The following is a 23,734-nucleotide window of genomic DNA, read 5'->3' as shown; positions in this document are numbered from 1 at the left end:
ATCACGTTTTATCAAAGGTGGCCTGATGGCCTCTCAGGGATGGAGACAACCGACGAAACCGGCGTGCCCGGGGGAAAGGGAGAGGCCTGGCCATGGGGCACGATGCCCAAAAAACGGGTGCCGGTTGCCTTTGCCGCGCGGTAATCGGCCATGGCATCCCCCACCATGAGGCAGGCAGAAGGCACAAGACCATGACGGGCCTGGAGGAGGTTGAGGAGGTCTGGCTTCGAATCGGGAAACCCGTGGACTTCCGTGAACCATGGGGCCAGGCCCCTGGCCCGCAGAAGCTCCCTCACCTCATCACGGGGGGCACCGGAAACAACAAAGGCTGGAATCCCTGCTCCATGGAGAAGGGCCAGGCTGTCCAGGGTCCCCGGGATCAGGGGGGCGGTGAGCAGACCACGACTCACCATCCCGGAGAATTCCCTGCTCAGCCGGTCAAGGACGTCGTCGTCCACAGGCAGATGAAGCAACTCCTCGTAATAGTGCCTGAACTTCACGAACCGGGAGACACCGCCGTTGGCCAGGTGATGGGCCACCACGGCCCTTTGCACCTCCGGGCCGAAATCCCGGAACATCCGGGCAAAGGCCTCGGTCTTCACCGGTACCGAGTCCAGAATGACCCCGTCAAAGTCAAAGAAAACACCCTGCCATGCCATGGCACTCTCCTTTTAAGAGCCCCCCAGACATTCGAGGACCCCGTCCACGGCCCGAGCCTCCATCCTCACCCGGCCCTCCCGGGCGTAGGAACCGATATGGGCGGTAAGAAGCACCGTCTCCATCCCCACGAGGGGTCCGGCATAGGGCTCTTCCTCAAAGGTATCCAGGGCAGCTCCGGCAAGATGCCCGGAATCCAGGGCACGGAAAAGGGCCTCCTCATCCACCAGCCCACCCCGGGAGGTATTAATAAGAAAGGCCCCTTTTTTCATGACCTGCAGCCGCTCGTTATTCATCAGGTAACGACTCTCCGGGCTGAAGGGAAAATGAAGCGTCACGATATCCGAGGCCTTGAGCAGCTCCGCCAGGCCCACCTGACTACACCCGGAAGGAAGGGACGTCAGTGGGCGGGCATCACACACCTTCAACCGGCACCCAAAGGGACTCAAAAAACCTGCAACCCGGTACCCCACCCGGCCGAAACCGATGATCCCCACGGTTTTCCCGGCCAGGAGTCCTCCCATGGGGCGAGCCCACGTGCCGGAGCGAATGCCTGCATCCGAGCGATGAAGGCCCCGCAAAAGGCATAGCATCGCCCCCAGGGTGAGCTCGGCCACCGAGTCCGCCGGGCCATCCGGTGTGGTAAACACGACAATCCCAAGCCGGGCAGCCGCCTCCAGATCCACGGAGTCCAGGCCCACGCCGCAGCGGGCGATGACCTTGAGACCCGGAGCGTTCGTGAGCACCTTCGCCGTCAGGGGCTCCACACCGGCGATGAGGGCCACGGGGGCGCTCTCCCGGATAAGACCGGCGACCTCCCCTTCGGTGAGACGCCTGCCAAAGGGATTGAGCACCGCCTTGAAGCCGGCACGTTTCAACCGCTTCAGGGGAGCGGGATCGTGAATCCCGAAGGTGGAGGTGGTGATAAGGATGACGGGCTTGCCGCCGTTTTCAGTCATAGTAGTTGTCCGTGGCCCGGGCAAAGGACTCGTAAATGGTGGGGATGGGAAGATCACGCTGTTCCATGGCCGATTTTTTCACGGAGATAAGAAACTGCCGGGTCCGTTGCACCTCCATGTCACCGGCCCTTTCCCCCCTTGCGATGGCAAGGGCCATGCCGCCTGCCACCTCCCCCTGCTCGTAACCCGAGGTAAAAACCGAAATCATCCCCCCGTCGGCCACATTGACCAGGGACATCCCCAAGATGGGGATCCCCGAGTTCTTCTCGGTCCATCCCATGATCTCCGAAGGGGGGACAGGCTCTTTTTCTCCCGACGGCAGACGGAACTCCCGGTAATCGCTCACCAGGATCATGTCCGCATAGCCGTTGGCCTCCCTCACCGCCCGTTTCCACTCCCCGAACCGGCTCACCCTCACCGGGGGGCACCACGCAAGGGGCGACCAGTCAAAGGCGTTAAGTTCGGCCAGTTCGGCAGTCACCGAGTCCGAGGCATCGCAGACAAACACCACCCGGGGGTGATCGCCCCCGGACTTTTCCGGTCGGAACCCCTTGGCCCGGGCCACCATCATCAGGGTCTCCCGAATGGCCGAGAGGGGTTTGCGTTCCAGAATGCCGGTGACGTTGCCCGCGCCCTCGTACCCGTAGACTCGGGTCTCTCCGTTGACCCCGCAAAAGACAATCTGGATGGTGCTGTCGTTGACGTAGCGCTGCCCCACCAGCTGCTGCCCGAGGTCATCGGAAATAACAATGACATCCGGTTTCCATTTGCGGATGGTGCGATGGGCCGTGGAAGCGGCGGTACGCTTGAAATCCTCATCCATATGGTTCTTTAAATCCATGTAGTGATAACGCAGGGCAATGTCGTGGTGGCCTTCGAACACGCGCCGGATCCCCTCGTTGATCTGAACCACCCACGGGTAGTCTGTGTGGTAGCTGTGGAGAATCAGGATCCTTGGCTTCTGGGCTTTCTGGGAGACAATAAGGGCCGCAGCCAACATGACGACCCCTGCCCTGACCCATACCGATACCTTTGTCTTGGGTTTCATATGATGTCCAGATACCTCCAGAAAGGAAGGGACGCGTAGATGGCCAGCACGCGCCCCAGGATCATGAGGATGTTAAAGCGGATGATCCGCCCCTCGTCGTAATGCCCCTCCAGCCCTTTAAGACCCAAGATGTCCTTAAGCTGGATAAAGTAGCCGCACTGGTAAGAGAAAAGGTAGGCCTCGGCCATGGTCAGGATAATGAACCCCACCACCCAGGGGGAGACCCCTGCCACATCGGCCAGGGGGAACAGGGCCGTCACGAACAGAATCACGGTGATGGGCTCGGGCAGAAAGAGACGCACCAGCACGATGAGCAGGCACAGGAGCCCGATGAACATGGGCAGGCTGCTCCGCATGTACTCCCCGAGCCAGCCCAGGTAGTCGGCCACCAGGGTGTCCAGGCCGGTGAGGGACATCACGGGCAGCCAGGCGATGATGGCCCCCACAAAAAGCAGGGTGGACCAGTCGATGTGGGACCGGATCTCCCGTTTCCCCACCCCGCCGAAAAGAATCAGCACGGTGAAGATGGAGAGAGCCACCCAGGGAATCTCCACCTTGTGCACCGACGAAAGCAGGATCCCCAGGATAAGCACGGCCATGGACATAACGGCGGTGCGCTCCAAGGGGGACAGGGGACCCAGCACCTTGAGCTGCTCGGCAACAATGAACCTGGGAATCCTGAACCCCCGGGACTCCCGGAACACCACCCAGGACGCACCGAAAAACAGGATCAGCATGAGCCCCCCGGAGAACGAAGCGGCAACCAGCCAGTTCATCCATTGAAAAGCAAACTGGGTCTGGTAATCGAAGAGGCCAAGGACAATGAGGTTGGCTGGCTTGCCCGTAAGGAACACCGAGGCCATCAGCCCGATGCCCCCCAGGGTGCTGTTGACGAAATGCGCCCCGAGAACGTCTTTTTCCGAGGGATTTGACGCTCCCATGAGGTCCACCAGAAACGGGGAGACAATGGCCATGCGCGCGCCCTGGGACGGCACCACGGGCGTCAGGAACAGGCCGCTCAAAAAGAGGCAGATGCTGTACCAGAACGAGGAAGCAGGCACCAGGCTGAGGACCATGAGGGAGAGGCGAAAGGTCAGGCCCGAGGCCACCATCACCGCCCCCACCCCAAAGACGCTGAGGAGCATGAAAAAACTCCCCGATGCAAACCCGGAAACCGCCACCTCCGGCGGCACGATATCCAGGAGGATCACCATGATCACCACAAAAAGCGGCGGCGCAAAGGCGGGCACGAGCTGGAACACCCACAGGACGACGGCCGAGGCGATGATGGCCAGGTAAAACCCCGTGTTCTTTTCCAGTCCGAGGCCGGAGGCTGCCAGCCAGCACCCCAGGGCCACCAGCAGGGTGACGCCCCACCCCACCGTCTCCCTCACCGGAAAAGCAGCTGCCTCTTCGGTCTCCCGGCCTTCGCCCGTGGGTGCGGAAGCCTCGCATGCCTCGCAGGATGCCAGCTTCACATACGAATCAAAAAACAGGTTCTTGATCTCCGGGTGGGCATCGGCCAGTTGCCGGATATCCAGGGTGGGTACCTCGATGACGGATGCAGGCTCCACGGCAACGGCCGTAACGCTGTATGTCCGGGCCCCCAGCACGGCCTCCTGGCCGAGGTATCCCCCCGGTGCCGAAGGTGCCCGGCGCCACAGGCAGACCCTGCCGTCCCCTTCCCCGGTGAGGGTAAAGGCGCCGTGCCGAACGAGATACAACGTGTCCGCGGCCTCTCCTTCCCTGAAAAGCACCTCCCCTTTGTCGATGTGACGCTCCACCACGTGCATCAGCATGTGGGCCAAATCGCCTGCCGGGGCGCGCCCCAGGATGGCATCCCCCAGAAGGGTCTTGGAAAGGGACGGAAAGGCTCCCAGGTCATCGGAACGGGACTGTTCCCCCATGGCGTTCTCCCTTTTTCTCGTCTGTTTCATGGAATAGTAAGATCATGATTCCGAAGAAGGCTCCTGGCCCACCCAGGGGGCATAGCGCAACCCCACGGGCTCAATGCCCGCCCGGGTAAGGGCCATCCAGATTTTCTTGGTCACGGCGTGCTGAAACCCCTGGATCTGACCGTAGTCCCGGACAAACACCGACCCGGTGTAGATGCAGCCCCACTCATGGAACCGGAACAGCACCTCGGCCCGCCGCACCCCGGTGACCGAGAGCATGGCCTCCCGCAAAATGTCTTCCACCTGCTCCGGGGGATGCACCACGTCCAGGTGGACGTCGATGTCGATCTTGAAGGCCTCGTCCGGTCGGTTGTAATTGACGATGACAGCCTCGGAGGCCATGCTGTTGGGGATGTTCACCATGTTGTTGTCCGACGTCCAGATCCGGGTGGTCCGCCACGTGATGTCCGAGACCTTGCCCTCGCCAAGATCGTTGATCTTGATCCAGTCCCCGATCTGAAAGGGCCTCTCCAGGTTGATGGCGATGCCGGAAAAAATGTTGGCGATGTTCACCTGGATGGCCAGGCCGATGATCATGGTGATAACCCCCGAGGTGGCCAGGAGGCTGGTGATCTTCCGGTCAAAGACAAAGGCGAGGATCCCGAAGCACACCAGCATCCAGATGAAAATCTTCACAAATCTCCTGACGAGGTTGGGAATGCTGCGGTTGGTCTTCTGCTCCAGGGGTGTCCAGATGTAGCGCTCGATGCACCGGATCAGGAAAAATGCCGGAACACCCCACCACAAGATGTCGAACATGCGGATCACGGGCTGGAGGTGGTGGGTCTGGTGGCGCTCCAGGAACCACTGCAGGAGCATCACCTCGGTGGAAACCAGCAGAATTGCCACGGTGGCGGCCTTTATCAGGAGAAAGGACTCCCGCTTGATCCCGGGCAAGAACCCGCAAATCAACACGATTACAGAGCCGCCGAACAGATAGTTCACGGCCGCCGGCGGAAGGTTCCGGCGCAGGCGCAGCTCCCTTTTCTTGATGCGTACCCCGATCTTGAACTTGGAATAGTCCACCACCCCGGACTGGCTCTCCAGGTGGTCGGGATGGCCCAGGGATTCTTTTTTCGACACCCCCTGGGAAAAGTAGATCCCGCTCACGGCCCAGTCCTCGGAAGGTCCCAGAACCCGGGACGTCTCCATCTTCGTCCGAAGGGTCTCCGGCGGCTCCATGCCGAGAAGGTCCGTGACATAGACGAGGTTGCACCGGGGCATGGTTCGGTGCCGGAAGCCGATATTGAGCACATGCTCTCCGTACATGCGCCGATCCGAATAGGAGTCCATCATAAAACGGCCCGTGGCCTTGTACTTGCGATAGGTCATCCGCTCCGTGCGCTTTTCCGACACAAGGGTTCCCATGCTCACAGCATCGGCAGCATAGAGGAACTCAATCTCCTGGGGCTCGATGTTTCCGTGGTAGCGAAACCAGATGTACACATCCGCCAGGTAGGTCTGGGACCGGATGTCGATCTCACTGATCTTGTTGATCTGCACCCCGGTGTAAACCACGTTGGTTTTGTAGAAGTACCGCCCCCCCACGCGGATCACCCGTTCCTGGGCAAGGGCCTCCCGCACATTGGGGATTTCGCTCAGGGACGGCACCTCCTGGAGCTGTACCGGAGCAGAGACCAACCGCCTGTTCTTGAACATGCCCATGGTAATGGGCTTGGACGGATCGCCGTCTGCGTTGAAATAGGTCCGCCCCGTCACCCCGGAGATCGCCTTGAAGGAAGAGTCCCGGGATGCCAGCCACTGACGGATGCGATGCCGGTCCACGGCCAGTTCTTCCAGGTCCCCGGAGATTCCCGCCTCTAAAAGGGCCCTGTGAACCACCTTTGCCGCGTCATAGGAAAACGCCGCCCGCCGGTTGGGCTCCTCCCCGTAGGCCCTGCGGTAGGCCTCCATAAAGGCCTGGTCTTTTTCATCCGCCGTGTCAAAGATCACCCCGCTTGCCGCGTACATGCCGTCGGTGTAGTAACCAGGGTGCTCCATCTCCTTGGGATACCGGCTGAACAATTGAAGAAACTTCGGAGACGAGAGCCCGGCCGCAAACACAATGCGATTTTCGATGCCCCGGTCCCTGAGCAGGGTAATCAGCTTGAACCCCTCCGGGGGGTGCAGGGCGATGAACACCGCCCCGGCCTTTTCCCCGGCCCGGTCAAGCTCATCGACAATCTCTTCCAGGCGCTGGTCCAGGCCCTTGTCCTTGACGTCATATCGCCACACATAGGGCACCGTCATGCCCAGGTTGCTGGCCGCCCCCACAAACACCTCGGCAAGATTGGCCCCGTAGGCCAGGTCCTCGTGGATAACGCTCACGTGCCCCTGGCGAAACACCTTGCGCATGTAATTGGCCAGAAACCGCCCCTGAAACTCGTTGTTAAAGGTCATGCGGAAATACCAGGGGTTCCTCCGGGTCACCCGCACATCCGTGGAGGTGGGAGACAGCGCCGGAATCCGATGCTGCAAGTAGACTTCCCCGCCCATGATGGAGCAGGTGCTGCTCTCATGCCCAATAACAGCCAACGCCCGATCCGCCCCGGCAATATCACGGGCCATTTTAGCCGCCGTGTCCGCGTCATCCTCGTCGTCGTAGACATCCAGAACGATCTTCTGCCCATCCACCCCGCCTCCCCTGTTCACCGCATCCACATAGAGACGCACCCCCTGGATCACCGCCTTGCCATTGGACGCATTCCTGCCGGACAAAGGACAGACCACGGCAATGTGAAGATCGCCCCTGCCGCCTGCAAACAGAAGACAGGGGGCAAAAGCGGCCACGAACAGGGTCGAAAGGATCATGCAGCGGATTGTTTTGATGGGGGGCCTCATGGGGTGGGGGTTAGTCTGGTGGATGAGAAAATCGAGCAGAAAACGGTGAATTACATTTTGCACTTGGAAAGCGACCAAATGCGACTCAACAATCGACTTGAATCACATTCAGTTGTTTGTGAAGACCATTTTTCATCAAATATATAGTTAGGTATGCATCACAGGGTTGAGGTCAGCCCGGTGACATCACTTCTTGCTTTTTGAGAGGCTGGCAAAAATGCTGGAAAGGGATGTCGTGTCTTTCTTTTTCTTTTCAGGGGCTGTCGCAAAGAGGGTCTTACCTTTGTAATCGATGGAGGGGTTGGGTGTGTCCATGTCCCAAATTTTTGCCATGGAACCCACCATATCCAAGGCGTGCTTCCCTTTAAGCTCTTCGTCCGGCTCAACATCACGATTGGTGAATACAGGCAACTTATCCTCGGGCATACTGAGGCTCAAACTCTTCGTGTAGTCATCTTCAATTTTCTGTCTTTTCGCTTTGGTCATCGGAGCGACTTTTGACGGAAGCGTCTCACGATCCCGCAACATGTCCTTGTAATTTGGTATGATCGGTTCACCGGTTTTTTCGGTTCTCGGCGGTTCCATGAAAAACTCACCGCCTTTGTTTTTCGGCTTATACCCGGCTTCAAACAAGCTGAGCATCTCTCGCCCGAGAACAGCCGTTGATTCCGGGTTCTTTTTCGTCTCTTTGGCCCGGCCAAGAAAGGCGCTGTTCTTTTTCAATTGTTCATGTATCTGAAACGTCTTGTTTGAATGTATCCCCCCCGCGATAAACCCCCGTGAGAACTGAGGTGTGTAGGTGCTGATGTCAAGAAAGTTCTCTTCGCCATACTTTGCTTTCAGTTTTTTCAAAGCCTTTTGATCCAAGGAGCGATACAGATGTATCATCTTTGCCCGGTCCGCAAGGCCGAAAGTATATGTCTGAAAATTGAAATGTTCTTTGGGCGTCAGCATTTTGTCCCTCGGCCCCTTTGCTTTATCAAACCTTCGTTTACGAAACCCGATGGCCTTTGAACTTCCGGTTGTCTTTTCAGTAAAGAAACTCTTGAACGGATCCCCGGGAATATACTCTTCATCATCGACCAGTTCGGTATGGATCTCTTCCAACGTCATGTCTTTTGGATCTTTATCCCCTGCCAAGAGGTTCAACAATGCAAGGTAACTCATGCTGTCAGCATCATCCCCATCCACTGCAGCATCTTCTGGAAACTTCTTTTTCCTGGCTTTTTCAACCGCTGTTTCAATCTTATACCGTCTTTTTTGCTCATGAAGCATCATCACATAGTCAATTTCCCGATCAGTGAGATGGTGTACGTCCCGTAATTCTTTTCGAAGCTGTTTGTGCCCGAGCCTTGTTATCGAGTAGCCGATTATCACCCGCTGAACGACCCGCGAGGACGTGGCGCCCTTTTGACACAGCCAACCTCGTTGTCTTTTCGACACAATGCCATTACGAGCCGGCAAAGACTCGTCTTCCAGCTTCTTTTGCCCCGAAGTAGAATAGGCACATGCCTTTTTGACTGGTTCCCTGGCGTCATATGCGTATGCATACATGCTCTTACCCCCAAAGTATAAAAATATCGTCAAAATAGAGCATTGCAGTATGGGATTCTATCTACAGCTATACGAACGTAGGGTGCGGCACCCGCACCGTCAAAAGCCGTACGCCCGATGGACCTTCCCACCTTTGCCCTGGCCATATCAAGCGTCTCCCGAACACACGCCGCCCTGTCGGCCCGGTAGTACCAGATCATCATCACGGAAAAGACAAGGGAAAGAACCAAGAAGAAAGCCTGAATGTTTCTGATGCGATTTGATGCTTTTGTAGGCATGACCTTATGAAGAAATAAAGTGGGTGGATGGTAGTGAGTGAGGATATGAAAATAATTTTTTGGTGTGAGGGCGGTTTGAAGGATCATTGAACATTAGCAATTAATCATAACCGAAGGTCACATCGATTCTTTGCTCAAAAAAGGCCGGTTTTCGGTTGTCAGTATCAGTGTGTGTGTTCCGGCAAAGGTACATGGCGATCCTTAGCCCCCTTGCCGCGATGAACGTGAAGCATCAGTCGGGTGCTGTCGATATCTGAAATTCAGAGATTGAGGCCTTCGGATAACCTGAGGCCGCATGCATAGACCGTATCATAAAACGCCAGTTTGGGTGGGGTTGTCACATAATCCAATATGCGAAAGACTTTCTCCGGCGGAGGATATACGGCAGGCTATTTTCCCCCTTGGCCTTCAGGTAAAAAAAGAGGTGAAAGTATTGCTTAAATGCATTCGTGAAGAAGAACTTGATTCCGTAATGGACGATACCCATGGTGGAGGCGGACCATCCGTAACCGTTTCGACGATGAAGAAAATAGCGTCAATTTCTTCTTCGGTAAATTTGACCAGGCGTTTTGCTGCAGTAATCGACGAGCTTGCGAACAGCGCGTGTGCATGTCTTCTGAGTGCTCTTTCCCAAACTTGCCCGTTGCAAAGCGCACATTGATTTTTCATAATAGTCGTGCATCGTAGTCTCCTTTTAAAAAGGTTAGTGTTGTTCGGCAGGCTACGATGTATCTTTCCTAAAATAAAGTGGTTGTGTTGCGGGTTCTATGAGCTTGCTATGAAGGCTGAATAATGGTTTGCCGCGTTGCGGCTTTCTTGAACAATTGGGCTAAAAGATGTTTTCAATGGCTTTTAGGTTTTGTTATGGGCTGTTTTTGATTTGCACTTATCACACTTTTTAGAAATTAAATTGAGTGCCGTTAATGTTTGCTTGTTTGGTGTTATAGTCTTTTTATTACTCTGATGGCAACACCAAGAAATATAGCATACAAACCCTTGCAGCAGTTTGGCGATCGAATCTTGCCCCGTTACTATATCCTACTGGTCTTCTTGTTTAACCCATCAATTTCCGCAATCAGGTCTTCGAAGTAACCTCTTCTCCATTCTAGTTGATCAATTTCTATTTGAGCTAAAATCGCTTCTTCATATCCGATGAAATCGGTTTTATTTTTATGCTGTTGCAATTGACTTTTCAGAACTTGTACAACTTCCTTTTGCCTTATAATAAGACTTGCATTGGCTTCAGTCTTCTCAAGAAGTGTAAAAACCTCTTCATGGTGCTGCAACTCTTTTTCTGTATTAAGCAACCCATTTTCGATAAATGGAGAAAGGGATAGCTGCTGTGCAAGTAAGCATTTTTTAGCAAGGACTGAGGTGTTAATCTCTCCGAGCTCTTCAATCCACATACCTCGTAAGTTTAGGCGCGCATCGAGTCCTAACTCGATAATTTTGATCATTATTTTACCCTCCTTATGTCATTTATTTTCTGGATCAAGTTCCAAGTCGGGTTCGAACAACATTGTTGTAAACTCGCATTGCAGCGCCAGCTCGATTGACTCCAGCAACAGACGATATAGTATAATCTCGATCAAAGAGATGTTGTTCATTAGAATCTAGAACTTCTACTGTAATAACAATATTATTACCAGCAATCCCGCCTCCAAATATAGAATTCCACCAGCTCTGCCATCCCAACCGACGCGCTCCTATGCCAAGAAGCACGTGTGCCTCGAAGGCTGCTCTGCCTGCACCGGTATTCATTGTGGCAACGAGACCCGGTTCGGTAATTTGGATTACTGCTCCTCCTGAGTCAAAACCACGTCTTAAACTAATTTGTCCAATTGCAGAAGTAAACATTCCATCTAATCCACCTGCCGTTGTTGTCCGTTTAACTTCAATCGCTTGTCGTCCCCCTCCACCATCACTATACACAAGATCTGGCTCTAAAAAGTTATTACTACCACCACTAACTCCAATACCAGCACCAAAATTTCGAGGCAAATTAGCATTAATATTATCTCTAACTTGTTGTTGAAATAAATAGCCTCCTGCATGAGCTTCAATCTCATTCATGTCATGTTTTAATCCAGCCGTAGTAGCTTCCAAAAACGGAGAAGCTGACGCTACGTTGGCTGCCAACGGAGCAAGTGGTGCCCGAGCCAAATCAATAGCATTATACTCGGCGTTTATCGCCAAAAAATCAGCTGTCAGCCTGTTATTCACATCTTGCACATTATTGTTGAAATCCGTCCAAGTTGCTGTTGCATCTGCCGCTTCCTGCTTGGTTAATTGAGCAACATTAGAAGGCTTTGCATTGATTACGGTTTGTCCCATCATACCTGCCTTAAAGCTACGGCATTTTTTCTTTACAATGCCAGCTTGCAAATATGCTGCTTGTTTGATTTGAGGGCCACTTTTGACTATTTCTTGAAAAGATTTCAGTTGCATTGCTTGTGAACTATTACTCGCTTTCTCTTGCAGTTGCCTTTGAGCAATTGCCTCAGGTCGATTGTCTACAAACTGAAAAGTAGTTTCACTACCCCTTGGTTTTTGAGAAACCTCAATCCCAATCGACTGACTTTTACTTTCTTTAGGTTTATTTACTTGTTCATACATATTTCAAACCTTTTCTAATTGGACTTTATCGATTGTTATGGGCTTTCTTCAATTGCCTATAACAGCCCCCCCGATGGATTTTATATTTGATATATCATCAAAAAGGTGTCTTTATTCGACTGATCTTGGTGAATAAAGCCACCTTATTCATATATCCAGATTGTCGAAAGGTGATTTAATATTATCAAATCTCTTTGTCGTGATATGAGTGTAAATTTGAGTGGTCTTCGGGCTGCTGTGCCCCAAAAAAGCTTGAATACACCTGATATGAGGAGGGGTTGCGCCTTGACAGTTGACAACCCATAAACAATAAGTTTCCTCATCACCAAGACACCGGGGAATAGGTCAAACTCTCTGCAATGGCGCCCCGCTCTCTGTAGGATGGGCAAAGCGTCAGCGTGCCCATCGGATGAATGCAGAATGAAAATGCCTCAAAAGGGGGGCGCCAATTCATCGTGATGGTTATATCAGGTGCTCAAAAGGTGAGGTATCTCGGGTAAAGGATGGGCACGCTCCGCTTTGCCCATCCTACAATACAACGACCATAACACTGGGTCGCGAATCCAATGAATAGAAGGCGCTTTTTGTAATTAGGAGTCACAGAATCTGAGACATAGGCCAACTGCTCCACAATGCCGTCCCGCTCACTGTAGGATGGCCAAAGCATCAGCGTGCCCATCGGATGAATGCAGAATGACAATGACTCAAAATGTGGATACCGATTCATCGTGTATAGGGGTCGCGTCTTGACATTTAACAAAAAATAATCAATGGGGCAACGTTGACTAATTTTACGGTTTTCTCATCCATATTTTATACTCTAAGAATAATGAATATCTGTCCCGTATTAACAACCCGCACCACCAAACCCGTTCAGACCGCTTGACCTCAACCATTTCCCCGCAATCACAACCTCAATTGCCTCCACTTCGGTTACTACACTGGCGAAGGTACACATATCTCCCCCTGAAGGATCAGACTGCATTGGTGAAGTTAGAAAAAAGTCTGTATGTTAATTGATTAGATGACAGAGGTTAGTTTTATTTTCAATAAGATAGACCCATAGTGGATATTCAGTAAAATTCTACAAGCGTGGCAAAAAGATTTACGCAGGCAATTTTCAATTGTCAAGACGCGCACCCTTCTCCTGAGCGTTTGTGTTGCACTGTGGCTTAAGGGCGATGCAATTTTGTTTTGTTATAGGTTTTCGTTATTGCCTTAGCATAGGCATAACTAAGGCTTCATCAATCCTTTGTTCAACAAGTTGGCTAACAAGTTTACAGGCCCGTTTTATGTTTTGCTATGGATTTTCCATTTGTTTACTGGTTCAGTATAATCTTATGAAACCCACCAGCAACATTTTCATTTGTCATTATCAACGCTTTTCCTTCGAAGCCACCAGATTGCGGATATAGTTTCGGATTGCCTGATTTTGACGTCTTCTCCTTACACTTTACACAACTAAAAATATTATATATTGACTTAGAAGTTGGATCGTAATACGTCCCCAATGCAGGTACATACGTCGCATAATGAGAAGAAAATACATAGTACCCCTCCTGTAATGAAGTACCTTTATATATATGGCCTTTAACATTTCCATCAATAAAGTTTGGAATTTTAGTTAAAAAACGATTACCTGAAGCGCTATCCACCTGTCGTGGTTCTGCTTCTATACCAACACTTTTCAGAAGGCGAGCAAAACTACTCGATAAGCCTATACAGTTCATTTCAGGACTATCATTATTAGAAAACATATAAGCACTACCCATCGTCATTAAAGAGTAGGTCACCGGACGTGCTATAAACTTCTGAAAGATCGTATTAACGAGTTGTTCTGTAGATTCATTTGTTTTATCAACTGGACGCACTTCAGGTGAAGTATGAATCAAGTTATTAACTCGATCTTGATCATAATCTTCCGCTGTTGTATCTCGCAACTCAGTTTGTTCCGCATCACTTTCGATAAGCCCTGTACGACTGTAATGTTCATATCTATAATGAAAACTGAAGTTATTTCTAATATAATCTTCTATGCTCTGCAAATCAGTATTGAGAGCATCCAGATCATCTCTTTCATCTGGAATTATTAAGTTATTCACATCAATTCCATTCATATTGTCAGTTAGATTCTCCTGTTCATCATTGTTCATCAAACCGATATACCGTAAGATTTTGTCCCTTCTATTTCTAACCTCTTTTTTTAGCTGCCTCGTTATCCACCAATCTGAAATTATTGATCCAAACGGCTGGATAACTTCTTTGTTTTTCTCCGTTAACATCGTACCTTTAGTCGAGGTGGCTCGATTGATTTTGTTTGAGTGACGATTTTCAGTGTTCTCCTTTACAATTTTTATAACTTTTTTTTGAGAGGCAGGCGGATTGCCTACAAACCCAAAGCCTTGCTTTTCAGTATTCTTTATTTGAACTATAGAATTGGCAACCGCCTCTTTATTCTCTTTCGGCTTTTCTATTTGTTTATACATATCTCAGTCCTTTTCTTAGAAAAGAAAGAAGGGGGCACAAACCTACACATTTAACAAAATTGCCCCTACCCCATTCATGAAAGAGTGATTACTGTCCCGTTTTGGCAACCCTCACCGCTTCACCCCGCACTGCCAAACCCAAGCAGGCCGCCTGACCTCAATCATTTTTCCGTAGTCGTCATATCAATATGTCACCACATCAGTTGCCGCTCTGACAATAGTGTATAGGGGTCGCGCCTTGACATTTGACAGCTCCAAAACAATTAGGATTCTGAAACACCTATCAAATTCTGGGGAATAAGCCGAACGCTCTGCATTGACGCCCCAGCGTGCCCATCGGGTGAATGCAGAATGGAAATGCTTCAAAATGTGGATACCAATTCATCGTGATATTTTCCGGCGGATTATCAAAAGGTGAGGTATTGTCAAGACGCGACACCTCTCCATCCACGATCTCTTCATCACCACACCGGATTGCCAGCCAACACGTAATCATCGCGGGCTGCATCGATGATATCCGACGGGGTGTTTATGCTGGGCTGGCCGTCGGCTGCCAGGGTCAAATTCACATCGTCAATAAGATCATCCACGCCCTGGACCTGGGCGCCTGTCCAGGCAGCACCTATACCGAGGATTAGGTTGATACCTGTTTTGGTGTCAACGGCCCTCTGCCCAAAGGCTTTATCGCCCATATAGACTCCCGACACATAAAGATCCAGCAAGGTTTTCAGCTTGCTTAACCCAGACCTCACCGCTGCATTCGCATGGTTTCTCTGGGCAAGGTTTGCTGCGGCGGCAAGCCCGCCACCCACAGCCGGAGGCCCTGCGGCCCCTCCTGTGATGTTGGCATAGTTCACGCTGGGGTAGACGGTCTCAGCGATGTAAGGAAAGGGCCCTTTGGCAAAGTCTTTTTTTAACACATGGCCCAGTTGGCCGGTGGAGGTGAGGTCGAGGATCCCGCGCTCTGCGTTGTGGGTGATGACAAAATCAGGAATGGCATTTCCCACAGGCACCTGAGTGGCTGTACCTGCTGGTAAAACGGCACCAGAAACCTCGGATTCAATGACATAGCCGATGGCCATAAGCGTTGCGCCCACATTACCGCCGTTCAAGGCATTGACAAGGTTTGTGACACGGCCAGCGGAGGTGTTGGGAAACATGGCGGCAGTCAAGGGTGTGCTGGTGGGCGGAAACGAGTTTCGAATGGCCTGCCACACATTGGGATAGACCGCATTCGTGAACCCATCAATGGTGGCGGCATCGGCTGCGATTTGAGCTTGATCCACATTGGGAACGGCAGGCTGCTTAAAGGCGTGCAAAGCGCGCTGGCAAACCAGCGCACTCCCCTGGGCTGAAGCAGTTGCGCGCTGGCCGCCGGGATCTCTGTTTGCAGCCCCTCTTGGGACAGATTTGTTCTGGGTTTTATAAGCATACATGAGCGCCTCCGACAGGGCTATTTGGGACTGGCGCACCGATAATGAGCGACCCAACCAAAGGAAAGCTATGCTATTGTATTAGATCATTATTTACGGCTGTGACGTCTAAGAGCCCTTTGAGCTTGGTTCACTCCTCCACAAGGTGCCGGTTTCATGGTGGGGCCATCGTCTATCGATGCCCCACCCGACACGTACAACACGTCAATGCACTTTCGGTTCAAACAAAACCTGACCGACGATTAGCCCTCAAACTCATTGTCGTAATTCTGACCATCCATGGCCGTTTGCGGGGAGAGGGGGACTTGGTTCCCCTTGGCCCAGCCAGCGTTGGTTTTTGCTTTGTAGCCCGCCGCATCTCTGGCCTTGATTTTGGCGCAAGAGGTGATGGTAACCGTTTTGGTATCGGCTTTTACTGAACTGACCACCACACCGCCCACCTTGTCCTTGTTGGATTTGATGTGCTCTTTGGGAATATGGTAGAGCTTTTGGAGCCGGTCCATGCGTGCTTCCGTGTTTTTATTGGGCCCTATGCCCGTCACCATAAAAAACAGCTCATCCTTGGAGCCCTGGCTGAGGTTCAAATCCCTGAGCCACTTCTCATCCCCATCGGTTGCCACATGGGCCATCAACACGTAGCTTCCCTCTTTTTTTTGCGTGATATAGATAAACGCAAAACAACTGGCCATGGAGTCTGTGCCCAGCTCACCGGAGGGCAATGATCGCATCACGTAATGCCCCATGGAAACGCCATCGCATAACGGAGCCTCATCGTGAGGCCTGAAAAGATACTCTACATCCATGTTTCATCTCCTTTGGGTTGGTGTGTTGTGGGGGAAAGCCCCCCGGAAAAAGGGTGATCAGCGTGAAAGGGGGGTGCGGCACTGGGCCGGGAGCCTGTGCGGAAGGCCGGTGGATTCCCCGTGAGGTGACCCTCCCACACAGGTTAAGCCATGGGCCGTGGGGTTGAGACGGGTCACTCCACCCACAGGGGGCCCCACTTCGAGTAGTGTCTGGGTTTGTCCTGAAAGGGCGTTTCGTAGTGACCCCGGTCGCCAAACCCTGAACCGGAATCGATGTAGTGACCTTTGAGGCTTCGGGCAATGTAGTGCATCCCTTCGTACCAGATCTCCGGATTTCCTATGATGGTTACAAGGATCTGAGGTGCTGCAATGCGGGCATAGATGGCGTATTCGATACCTTGGATATGCGTACCGATGGCTCCCATGGTTTCCTGGAACCTGGCTTCCGTGTAGTCTTTGGTCTGGGTTTTTATTTTCAGGTGAAGGCCGAATCCGAACCGGCCGAACTCGACCATCTGTTTCGGTGAACAGAAGCCCCGAAGATCAGGACTCTTAACAATTTCATACACACAGCAGGCCACAAATTTGTCCTTGGAAATCATCTTTTTTTCAAGGTCGTCCCGTCTTTTTTTGACCGCTTCACTCTCAAGGACGCCGCTGTACATCCCCCGCGAAATGGCATACATGATATCTTCCGGCCTGTAGCCCTTTTCCCCTAAAAAGGCACAGAGGGCAAAGGCCCCGCACATAGTGGAGCCGCTGTCTTGCTGGGCGTTGAACTCATAGATGGCCATGGTCTTTTCTCCTTTGAAGGCCCCCCATGGAGGCTACTCCCAATCATGACTCTGGTTGCAGGTGGAGCATTCGATGCGCAGGTTTTTGAGGTTGTTGTAGGCGGCTTTGGCCTCCTCCGCGTTCAACACACCGGCGGCTTTCAGTTCCTCTTTCCAAGCCCTTTTGTGGCCAATCTGAACCCCTTCGTACAAAATGAGACCCTCACAGTTCTCACACACCCAGGTCCGTGTCAGTTTTCCGTCAATGGTTTTGGGGGTGAAGGGCTGGTAACGCTCCAGCATGAAAAGCCGGGTGTCTTTGCGGTTGGAAAAGTCGTGGGTGTACCATCCGGGACGGGAGAGCTCGTCAACGTAGGCATTCACCGCAGCCTGATTTACGCTGGCGTCCTCCTCGATGGTGATGGTTATGGTTACCTCTTCCGGCAGGGCTAATTGATCTTTATACGATCGTTTCATGGGGTCTCTCCTTTGTTGATCGTGGAAACGGCCACCGGACCATGATGCTGTGACCGTTTCTTTTAGGGATAATGACCGTCAACTACCCTTTGGCATCCTCTTCCAGGCACCATTCTATATCAAGGCGATGGTACGCCTCAGAAAGAGAAAGAAGGGTCACCTACTTTAATATTTGTCCCGTATTGACAACCCACTCCATCTCAAACCGTATACAAGAGCCCCATCTTGACATTCGAGAGCCCCAAAACAATAAGGTCTCTACAACCCCGAAACAAAATCTGGGAAATAGGCCAAACGCTCGGCAATGGCGCCCCACGTGCTGTAGGATAGACAAAGCCACAGCGTGCCCACTAGGTGAATGCAGAATGGAAATGCCTCAAAATGTAGATACCGATTCATCGTGATGTTTTTCGTCAGATGATCAAATGGTGAGATATGGCGGGCATAAGATGGGCACGCTCCGCTTTGCCCATCCTACAATGAAACGAAGGCATCAATATTCTTCTGGACACCAACCAAAAGCGCCCTTGGTTTATACGGATTTCCGAATTGCTTATCCGTGCTAACCCATTTTCACACCCACAACCCATATCGCCTCGTCACTATTGCCGTCAGCGATGGTCGTCAGGTAGTTGTCACCTGCGGTCCGGTGCCAGGCGAGGTAAGGTTTGTCGGCGTAGTGATGGTTTTTGATCCGCACCCGGTCACCGGCCCGGATCTCTTCCCCATCTTCCAGATTAATCTTCTCCAGGGTCCAGCCCTGTTTGGAGGCGTCGTAGTCTTTGATGTAGTAGTAAAGGGACGGGGTGGCCCAGGCGCCGAGAAAGCAGTAATTACCGGTGGCCGATTCGTTGGTTTTGATCTTGATGGATGCACCATGCCGGGCCACATTCCGTGAGTCTTCATTGTCGGCATGGATAAGCGAGACGGTGATGGCGGCTGTGCGCATTTTGGGGAAATACTGGGTGGATGGAAAGAGTGATTCCTCCTGCATGGCGCCGATGAACTGGCCGTTGCCACCTTGCAGGGTCACATCGCTGGTGCGGTATTGGACGGGTACCCCGCCGGGCATGGGGCCCTCTTCCAGGTCCCACTCCACCTGGGTGGCGATGGTGGTCAGGTACTGATAGCCGTCGCCATACTGATAGGCGGCCAGGTAGGGTTTGTCGGTAAAGTTCTGGTTCTTGACGTATACCCGATCACCCGGCCGGATCACGTCGTCCTGGCTGAGATCGCTCTTTTCGATGATCCAGCGCTGTTTGTTGACCGAATAATCCTTGGTGTAATAGTAGAGTGCCGGCGTCTCCCAGGCTCCCAGGAAGGCGTATTCACCGACAGCATCTTCGGTGGTTTTGATCTCTGTCACCGCCCCGGAGCGTAGCGGGCCACCGTCCGGTTTGATCATCTTTTGGGTCAGGCCGATGTTGCTCATGCGGGGATAATATTGGGAGCTGCCGATGCCATAGGCGCTTTCGGACATCTTGCCGATGCAGGCGCCGTCCCGGTTACGAAGCCGCATGCTGACGGTATTGGGCCCCTCGTCGCCGGACAGAAAGAAAAGCCCCTGGCTCTCCAGATGGCCATGGACCAGTCCCAGATGGTCCACAGCCGCCCGATTGAACCGGTAATACGACGTTCCGGTTTTGTCGCTGCTGGCGAGGTATTCATTCAACCACTGCATGCGCTCAAAGGTTTCAGGTACATCCAGCGCCTGCCCGTTCACCAGGATGCGACCGATATGTTTTCTCCAGGCCTCACACTGATCGGGCTCACGGGTGTCCAGAATCTCGCGGATCACCTGTTCGGTGGCGCTGTCCAACGGGGCGTAGGTCTCCACCGCAAAGGGGGTGCGGTTGCGGACGCAGGTCATGGCCTGGACCATCTGCTTGAACGCCTGCATAAAAAAGTCGCGATTGTCCTTGATGATGGGTTGCCCGGACCATTGGGGCTGGTAACGGTACGCCATGTAGGGATAGTCCGGCAGGTGCCCCATGCGCCCGTGGCCGAGATAGGCGTAGGAGTTGTACGCCGGGAGAGCCGGGGTGGCGATCTCCGGGTTGAACAGATCCCCCAGAGGCCAGACACGTTTCCAGGCAACCTGCTGCTCGGATCCGTCGGGAGCGATGCTTATCACCGTTTCACCTGCATTGTTCATGAACCAGGCAGGAATACCCGCATAATAACAATGGGCCCAGGTGTCGCACAAAATATGCATACGCAGGCCGAGCATCTGCAGATTGTCGGCGTGTGCCTCCACCACATTGTTGATCATCTCTCCAAGGAGAAGGCTGTTGGGCAGGCATATCAGCTTAAACTTCTGCTCCGACTCCCGGTTGAACACCCAATGGTTGGTCCAACCGTGATCCTCCATGGGCCCGGTATACCCAACCGTGTGATCATGCCCGTAGTTGCCGGGTAGAAAGTGAAACGGAATCCAGACGCTCATGGTTTCGTCCAGGTTGGTTCCTGACCAGGCAATGGTATTGTATTTGACGATCTCCTCATTGGTCTGCACGGTGGGAACCATCTCAAAATCACCGATATGGGGTTGTCCGGCCTCATTCTGCAACAACGAACGGTCGGACTCGTCCACATACTGTGCGGCGTGGGCGATGGTCTGGGCTTCTGAAAAGCTGTAACCGGCAATGCGTGCCGCGGTGTATGTTGCGTAGTAATGAAAATCGATATTCATATCTCGTCTCCTTCTTGGTAGACGTCACGAAAACGATTTGTCGTCCTTGCATTTTACTTCTGACAGCTCGAATACTTCACGAATCGAGTGCCCATATGTAGCGCATGAAAATTGCCGGTGGGGTGGTTCAGATAAAAGATGGGCACGCTCCGCTTTGCCCATCCTACATGGCAAAGAAAGCAATTTTTGGTCACAGGAAGAGAGATAAATAGACGAAACATTCCACACCGGCCCACATCAAGACTGGCGGTTGCGTTCTCCCCACCGAATAAGCCAGCGCAGACCGCCAGGTACTTTCTTTTTTCGTTGAATCCCCGTCATATCTCCACGATGATCCAGTCATCCCAATCGATGCGATCCCGGCATATGGGGCATGTGTCCCGGGTCTTATACCACTCCCGAAGGCACTCTTCGTGGAACGGATGGGCCACTGTCTCCCCGGTGGCGTCGGAGTCATGGGTTCTGATGTTGTCGCCCTTCTGGAATTTTTTCAGGCATATCGTGCAGGTTGTCATGGGAATCTCCTTTTGTGGGGTTTACTAAAAAGTACATGGATGGGAATCACCACAGCCCGGCATTGGCGCTGTCATTGAGCATGGTTTTTCCCGCCAGGTCTTTGATCAATTCAAATTTTTGTTGATCGTCCGCATTTTCCCACTCCACCCTCAGGTCAGCATACTCACCATCGGTAGCACTTCTCCTTTCACAGGCAAAATCATCGAACGCCTCACCGGGATCCGGGTGCAGGGGCCTGACGGTGGGCCCAACCACAAGGTTTCCGGGCAGCCATGACAACAAACCGGCAAACTCTTCCAAGGCTTCGCCATTTCGTACAAGGATCTGGTTGATCAGCCCGTCGCCACCGGCAAGAACCTTTGCCTGCCCGGTCCCTCCCCATCCCCCCAGATTTGCCGCCAGCAGGCTGGCGGCATCATAGTGGTCAAAAACAGCCTGGATTCTGGCCTGCTCATTGATGATGTAATCCCGCCCCACCGCACACACCTGGGCCCAAGGGATAAGATGGTGCCTTGCGTTCTGGCCGACAGCACCGGGTAAAATGTCGTCGAAAGGGTAAGCGGGTCTTGCACCACACATCGGCATGGTTGTTACCTCCATTTTTAGGTTTGGGAAAAGTCAGGGGGCATGGATGGTGATTCGTTGCATGATCGACATCGCGACAACGGTCCTGAAGCGGAAGCAATTTGGTGCACGAAGTGCACCCTACAGGCTGGAGAGGATTCGGTGTGGTGTGGGATGTTGCTATGGCGGTGCGCACGGCGCGCCCTGCGGGGTATCGTAAATTCGCTGCGGTTCAGACGGTTCTACTCACTATTCACTCCTGGCCATTCACCACCAGCCACTTACATGGACTCAAGCCCATGGGTGCCCGCCCATAATTTGGCGGTTTCCGTGTTGGTGACATAGGTGTTGTTGTTGCTTGCCGTAATGGATTTGCAGTGGGTGATCACAATCTTGCCGTCCGCCTTTTTGAAGGGAGACAGGGCCACTCCGGCATAGTCCGCTTTCTGGTAAACGGCGCCACCGTACTTGTCTTTAAGGCTTTTGATCCGCCGCTCCGTGTTGTCGTTGGGCTCCTTGCCCTTCACGTAGAGGTACTGGATCTCCTTGTTAGCGGGGGTCAAAAGACCTGAGACGGCAAAGTTCCTGTTCAAAAGGGTATCGGTCTCCCCGTCGCTCGAGACATGGGCGAAGATCACGGATTCGTCGTCTTTGTCCACGCGGATAAAGGCAAAGCAGCTCCCCAGGCTGTCCGTGCCCAAGGACACCGTTACCGGCATCTGGTTTTCTGAGTAGTGTCCCCAGGACACCCCTAAGGCATTCACACTGTTTTCACTCTTCTGCTCAACAATCATGGTGTTCTCCTTAATTTGGTTGATTAAAGAAACGGCATCAATAGGCCAGAATCGCATCGTAAAAGCATCGGACGTCGTCGCAGAGCTGATCAAAGGCCAGGGCTGTCTGAATTTTCATCAGCACCCGGGCTTGGGGCTCTTCGTCCAGGGGACGACGGGGAAGGCTCAGCCGATCGCAGATCCGATGGACCTTGGCAACGTATTCCACGGGAACGCGGTGTTCCCTCATAAACGATTCAGACATGGGGTTGTCGGCGACCCACCGCGCGTAGATAACAGGGACGATGGTGTTGAACCAGACGCTGGAACCACAGGGAAGTCCGGTGACGTCGAACCCGCCGAGTGTGGCCCCGCGCTGCTTGAGAAAATGAAGGCATTGAAGCACCATGTTGCGGCCTTCATGCGGGTAATGGGGGCCGTCGCCATAAGGGGTGTAGCTGCCTTTCATGAAATCGCGGTCCACGGTAATATGGAACAGGTAATTTTCCAGGGGTTCCCCGAGCTCAAGGCTTTTGCGCAGGGCGTTGGCAAGTAAAATCTCCTGGGAAAGATCCACCTTGTCCTGATACCGAATGCCGCCGAGTCCCCAGGAGACCACGTTGGCGATGGTGCTGCCCAGGCCCAGGACCACGTACCGGGACACGGGATGATCCCGATGAAGGGTCTTGTCGTCCGGGCGCGGTCGCAAGGCCTGGCCCCAGTTCTGGCAGCAGATGGAGTCTGCATCCGGGTTGAAGGCTTCATAGTCCTTGTGATTGTCGAAGTTAATGACCACCCGGCGCCACGCCTTGTCCTCGTGGCCTCGAAAGCTCTTGTTGGCAAGGATGTAGGCCATATGATGGGCACTGTTGTGATCCACAACGGAAAAAAGCGGATTGGCGATATCCGTCAGGATGGGCCGGTTTTCCTTGAACATGGGCCCCCCCAGAAATGTATCCCGGTATGCCTGGAACGGCACGTTGCCGTGGGAGCCGCCGGTGACCCGGTGGGTAAACTCAATATCCCCCTTGGTCTGGGAAGCCCTGAGCCTGAACCCGTCCCTGTGATAGGCGGTGTAGTTCCACGTGTTTTCTTCGTAAGCCCCCCACACGGCAAAATCAAAGCGATCCTTGCCGAAAAACCGCTCGGACCACAGATCCAGATAGGTTTCGAACCCATATTCATCGATGGGTTTGAAGTCGCCTTGCAGGTTCCGGATATCCGGAATGTCGTCACAGGTTTTGAAATACGCCCTCCGGACCTTCATGATGGCCTCCTTCGTCAACACACCGATTCCGAGGATGTCTGC

General features: G+C 52.9%; 18 protein-coding genes. All 18 read right to left on the bottom strand.

Features of this window, described 5'->3' with window-relative positions; all coding sequences use genetic code 11:
• Positions 1-11: 11 nt before the first annotated feature.
• Positions 12-659, bottom strand: coding sequence for an HAD family hydrolase (locus tag ACOYW0_RS22455; protein ID WP_482415980.1), 648 nt, complete (start codon positions 657-659; stop codon positions 12-14).
• 12 nt (positions 660-671) lie between these two features.
• Complete coding sequence (locus ACOYW0_RS22450) at positions 672-1,616, bottom strand: phosphoglycerate dehydrogenase (protein ID WP_482415979.1); 945 nt, start codon at positions 1,614-1,616, stop codon at positions 672-674.
• Positions 1,609-2,664, bottom strand: coding sequence for an ABC transporter substrate-binding protein (locus ACOYW0_RS22445; protein WP_482415978.1), 1,056 nt, complete (start codon positions 2,662-2,664; stop codon positions 1,609-1,611). The genes ACOYW0_RS22450 and ACOYW0_RS22445 overlap by 8 nt, the downstream gene beginning before the upstream one ends.
• Entirely contained in the window at positions 2,661-4,601 is a 1,941-nt protein-coding gene (locus ACOYW0_RS22440) for an SLC13 family permease (RefSeq protein ID WP_482415977.1), read from the bottom strand. Before ACOYW0_RS22440 ends, ACOYW0_RS22445 begins: the two co-directional genes overlap by 4 nt.
• A gap of 12 nt (positions 4,602-4,613) precedes the next feature.
• Entirely contained in the window at positions 4,614-7,430 is a 2,817-nt protein-coding gene (locus tag ACOYW0_RS22435; RefSeq protein WP_482415976.1) for an ABC transporter substrate-binding protein, read from the bottom strand.
• Between the two features lie 216 nt (positions 7,431-7,646).
• Positions 7,647-9,014, bottom strand: coding sequence for a hypothetical protein (locus tag ACOYW0_RS22430; RefSeq protein ID WP_482415975.1), 1,368 nt, complete (start codon positions 9,012-9,014; stop codon positions 7,647-7,649).
• 1,309 nt (positions 9,015-10,323) lie between these two features.
• A complete protein-coding gene (locus ACOYW0_RS22425; RefSeq protein WP_482415974.1) occupies positions 10,324-10,749 on the bottom strand; it encodes a hypothetical protein in 426 nt (141 codons plus the stop codon).
• A gap of 34 nt (positions 10,750-10,783) precedes the next feature.
• Complete coding sequence (locus ACOYW0_RS22420) at positions 10,784-11,908, bottom strand: hypothetical protein (RefSeq protein ID WP_482415973.1); 1,125 nt, start codon at positions 11,906-11,908, stop codon at positions 10,784-10,786.
• Between the two features lie 1,319 nt (positions 11,909-13,227).
• Positions 13,228-14,394 carry a hypothetical protein gene (locus ACOYW0_RS22415; protein WP_482415972.1) on the bottom strand — a complete coding sequence of 389 codons (1,167 nt, stop codon included), beginning with the start codon at positions 14,392-14,394 and terminating at the stop codon, positions 13,228-13,230.
• A gap of 461 nt (positions 14,395-14,855) precedes the next feature.
• Positions 14,856-15,830 carry a hypothetical protein gene (locus ACOYW0_RS22410; protein WP_482415971.1) on the bottom strand — a complete coding sequence of 325 codons (975 nt, stop codon included), beginning with the start codon at positions 15,828-15,830 and terminating at the stop codon, positions 14,856-14,858.
• Between the two features lie 239 nt (positions 15,831-16,069).
• Complete coding sequence (locus ACOYW0_RS22405; RefSeq protein ID WP_482415970.1) at positions 16,070-16,630, bottom strand: hypothetical protein; 561 nt, start codon at positions 16,628-16,630, stop codon at positions 16,070-16,072.
• A 173-nt stretch (positions 16,631-16,803) separates the two neighbouring features.
• Positions 16,804-17,424 (bottom strand): hypothetical protein, encoded by a 621-nt coding sequence (locus ACOYW0_RS22400; protein WP_482415969.1) that lies wholly within the window; start codon positions 17,422-17,424, stop codon positions 16,804-16,806.
• 33 nt (positions 17,425-17,457) lie between these two features.
• Positions 17,458-17,880, bottom strand: a complete 423-nt coding sequence (locus ACOYW0_RS22395) for a GH-E family nuclease (RefSeq protein WP_482415968.1) — start codon at positions 17,878-17,880, stop codon at positions 17,458-17,460.
• A gap of 562 nt (positions 17,881-18,442) precedes the next feature.
• Positions 18,443-20,572 (bottom strand): DUF6765 family protein, encoded by a 2,130-nt coding sequence (locus ACOYW0_RS22390; protein ID WP_482415967.1) that lies wholly within the window; start codon positions 20,570-20,572, stop codon positions 18,443-18,445.
• 317 nt (positions 20,573-20,889) lie between these two features.
• Complete coding sequence (locus ACOYW0_RS22385; RefSeq protein WP_180141788.1) at positions 20,890-21,087, bottom strand: RING finger domain-containing protein; 198 nt, start codon at positions 21,085-21,087, stop codon at positions 20,890-20,892.
• 46 nt (positions 21,088-21,133) lie between these two features.
• On the bottom strand, positions 21,134-21,673 hold the full coding sequence (locus tag ACOYW0_RS22380) for a hypothetical protein (RefSeq protein ID WP_482415966.1): 540 nt from the start codon (positions 21,671-21,673) through the stop codon (positions 21,134-21,136).
• 260 nt (positions 21,674-21,933) lie between these two features.
• Positions 21,934-22,446 (bottom strand): hypothetical protein, encoded by a 513-nt coding sequence (locus tag ACOYW0_RS22375; protein ID WP_482415965.1) that lies wholly within the window; start codon positions 22,444-22,446, stop codon positions 21,934-21,936.
• 37 nt (positions 22,447-22,483) lie between these two features.
• Entirely contained in the window at positions 22,484-23,692 is a 1,209-nt protein-coding gene (locus ACOYW0_RS22370; protein ID WP_482415964.1) for a hypothetical protein, read from the bottom strand.
• Positions 23,693-23,734: the final 42 nt, after the last annotated feature.

The sequence above is a fragment of the Desulfoluna sp. HI9BLuna genome (assembly GCF_056829775.1).
This window is presented reverse-complemented; position numbering and strand designations above follow the sequence as displayed.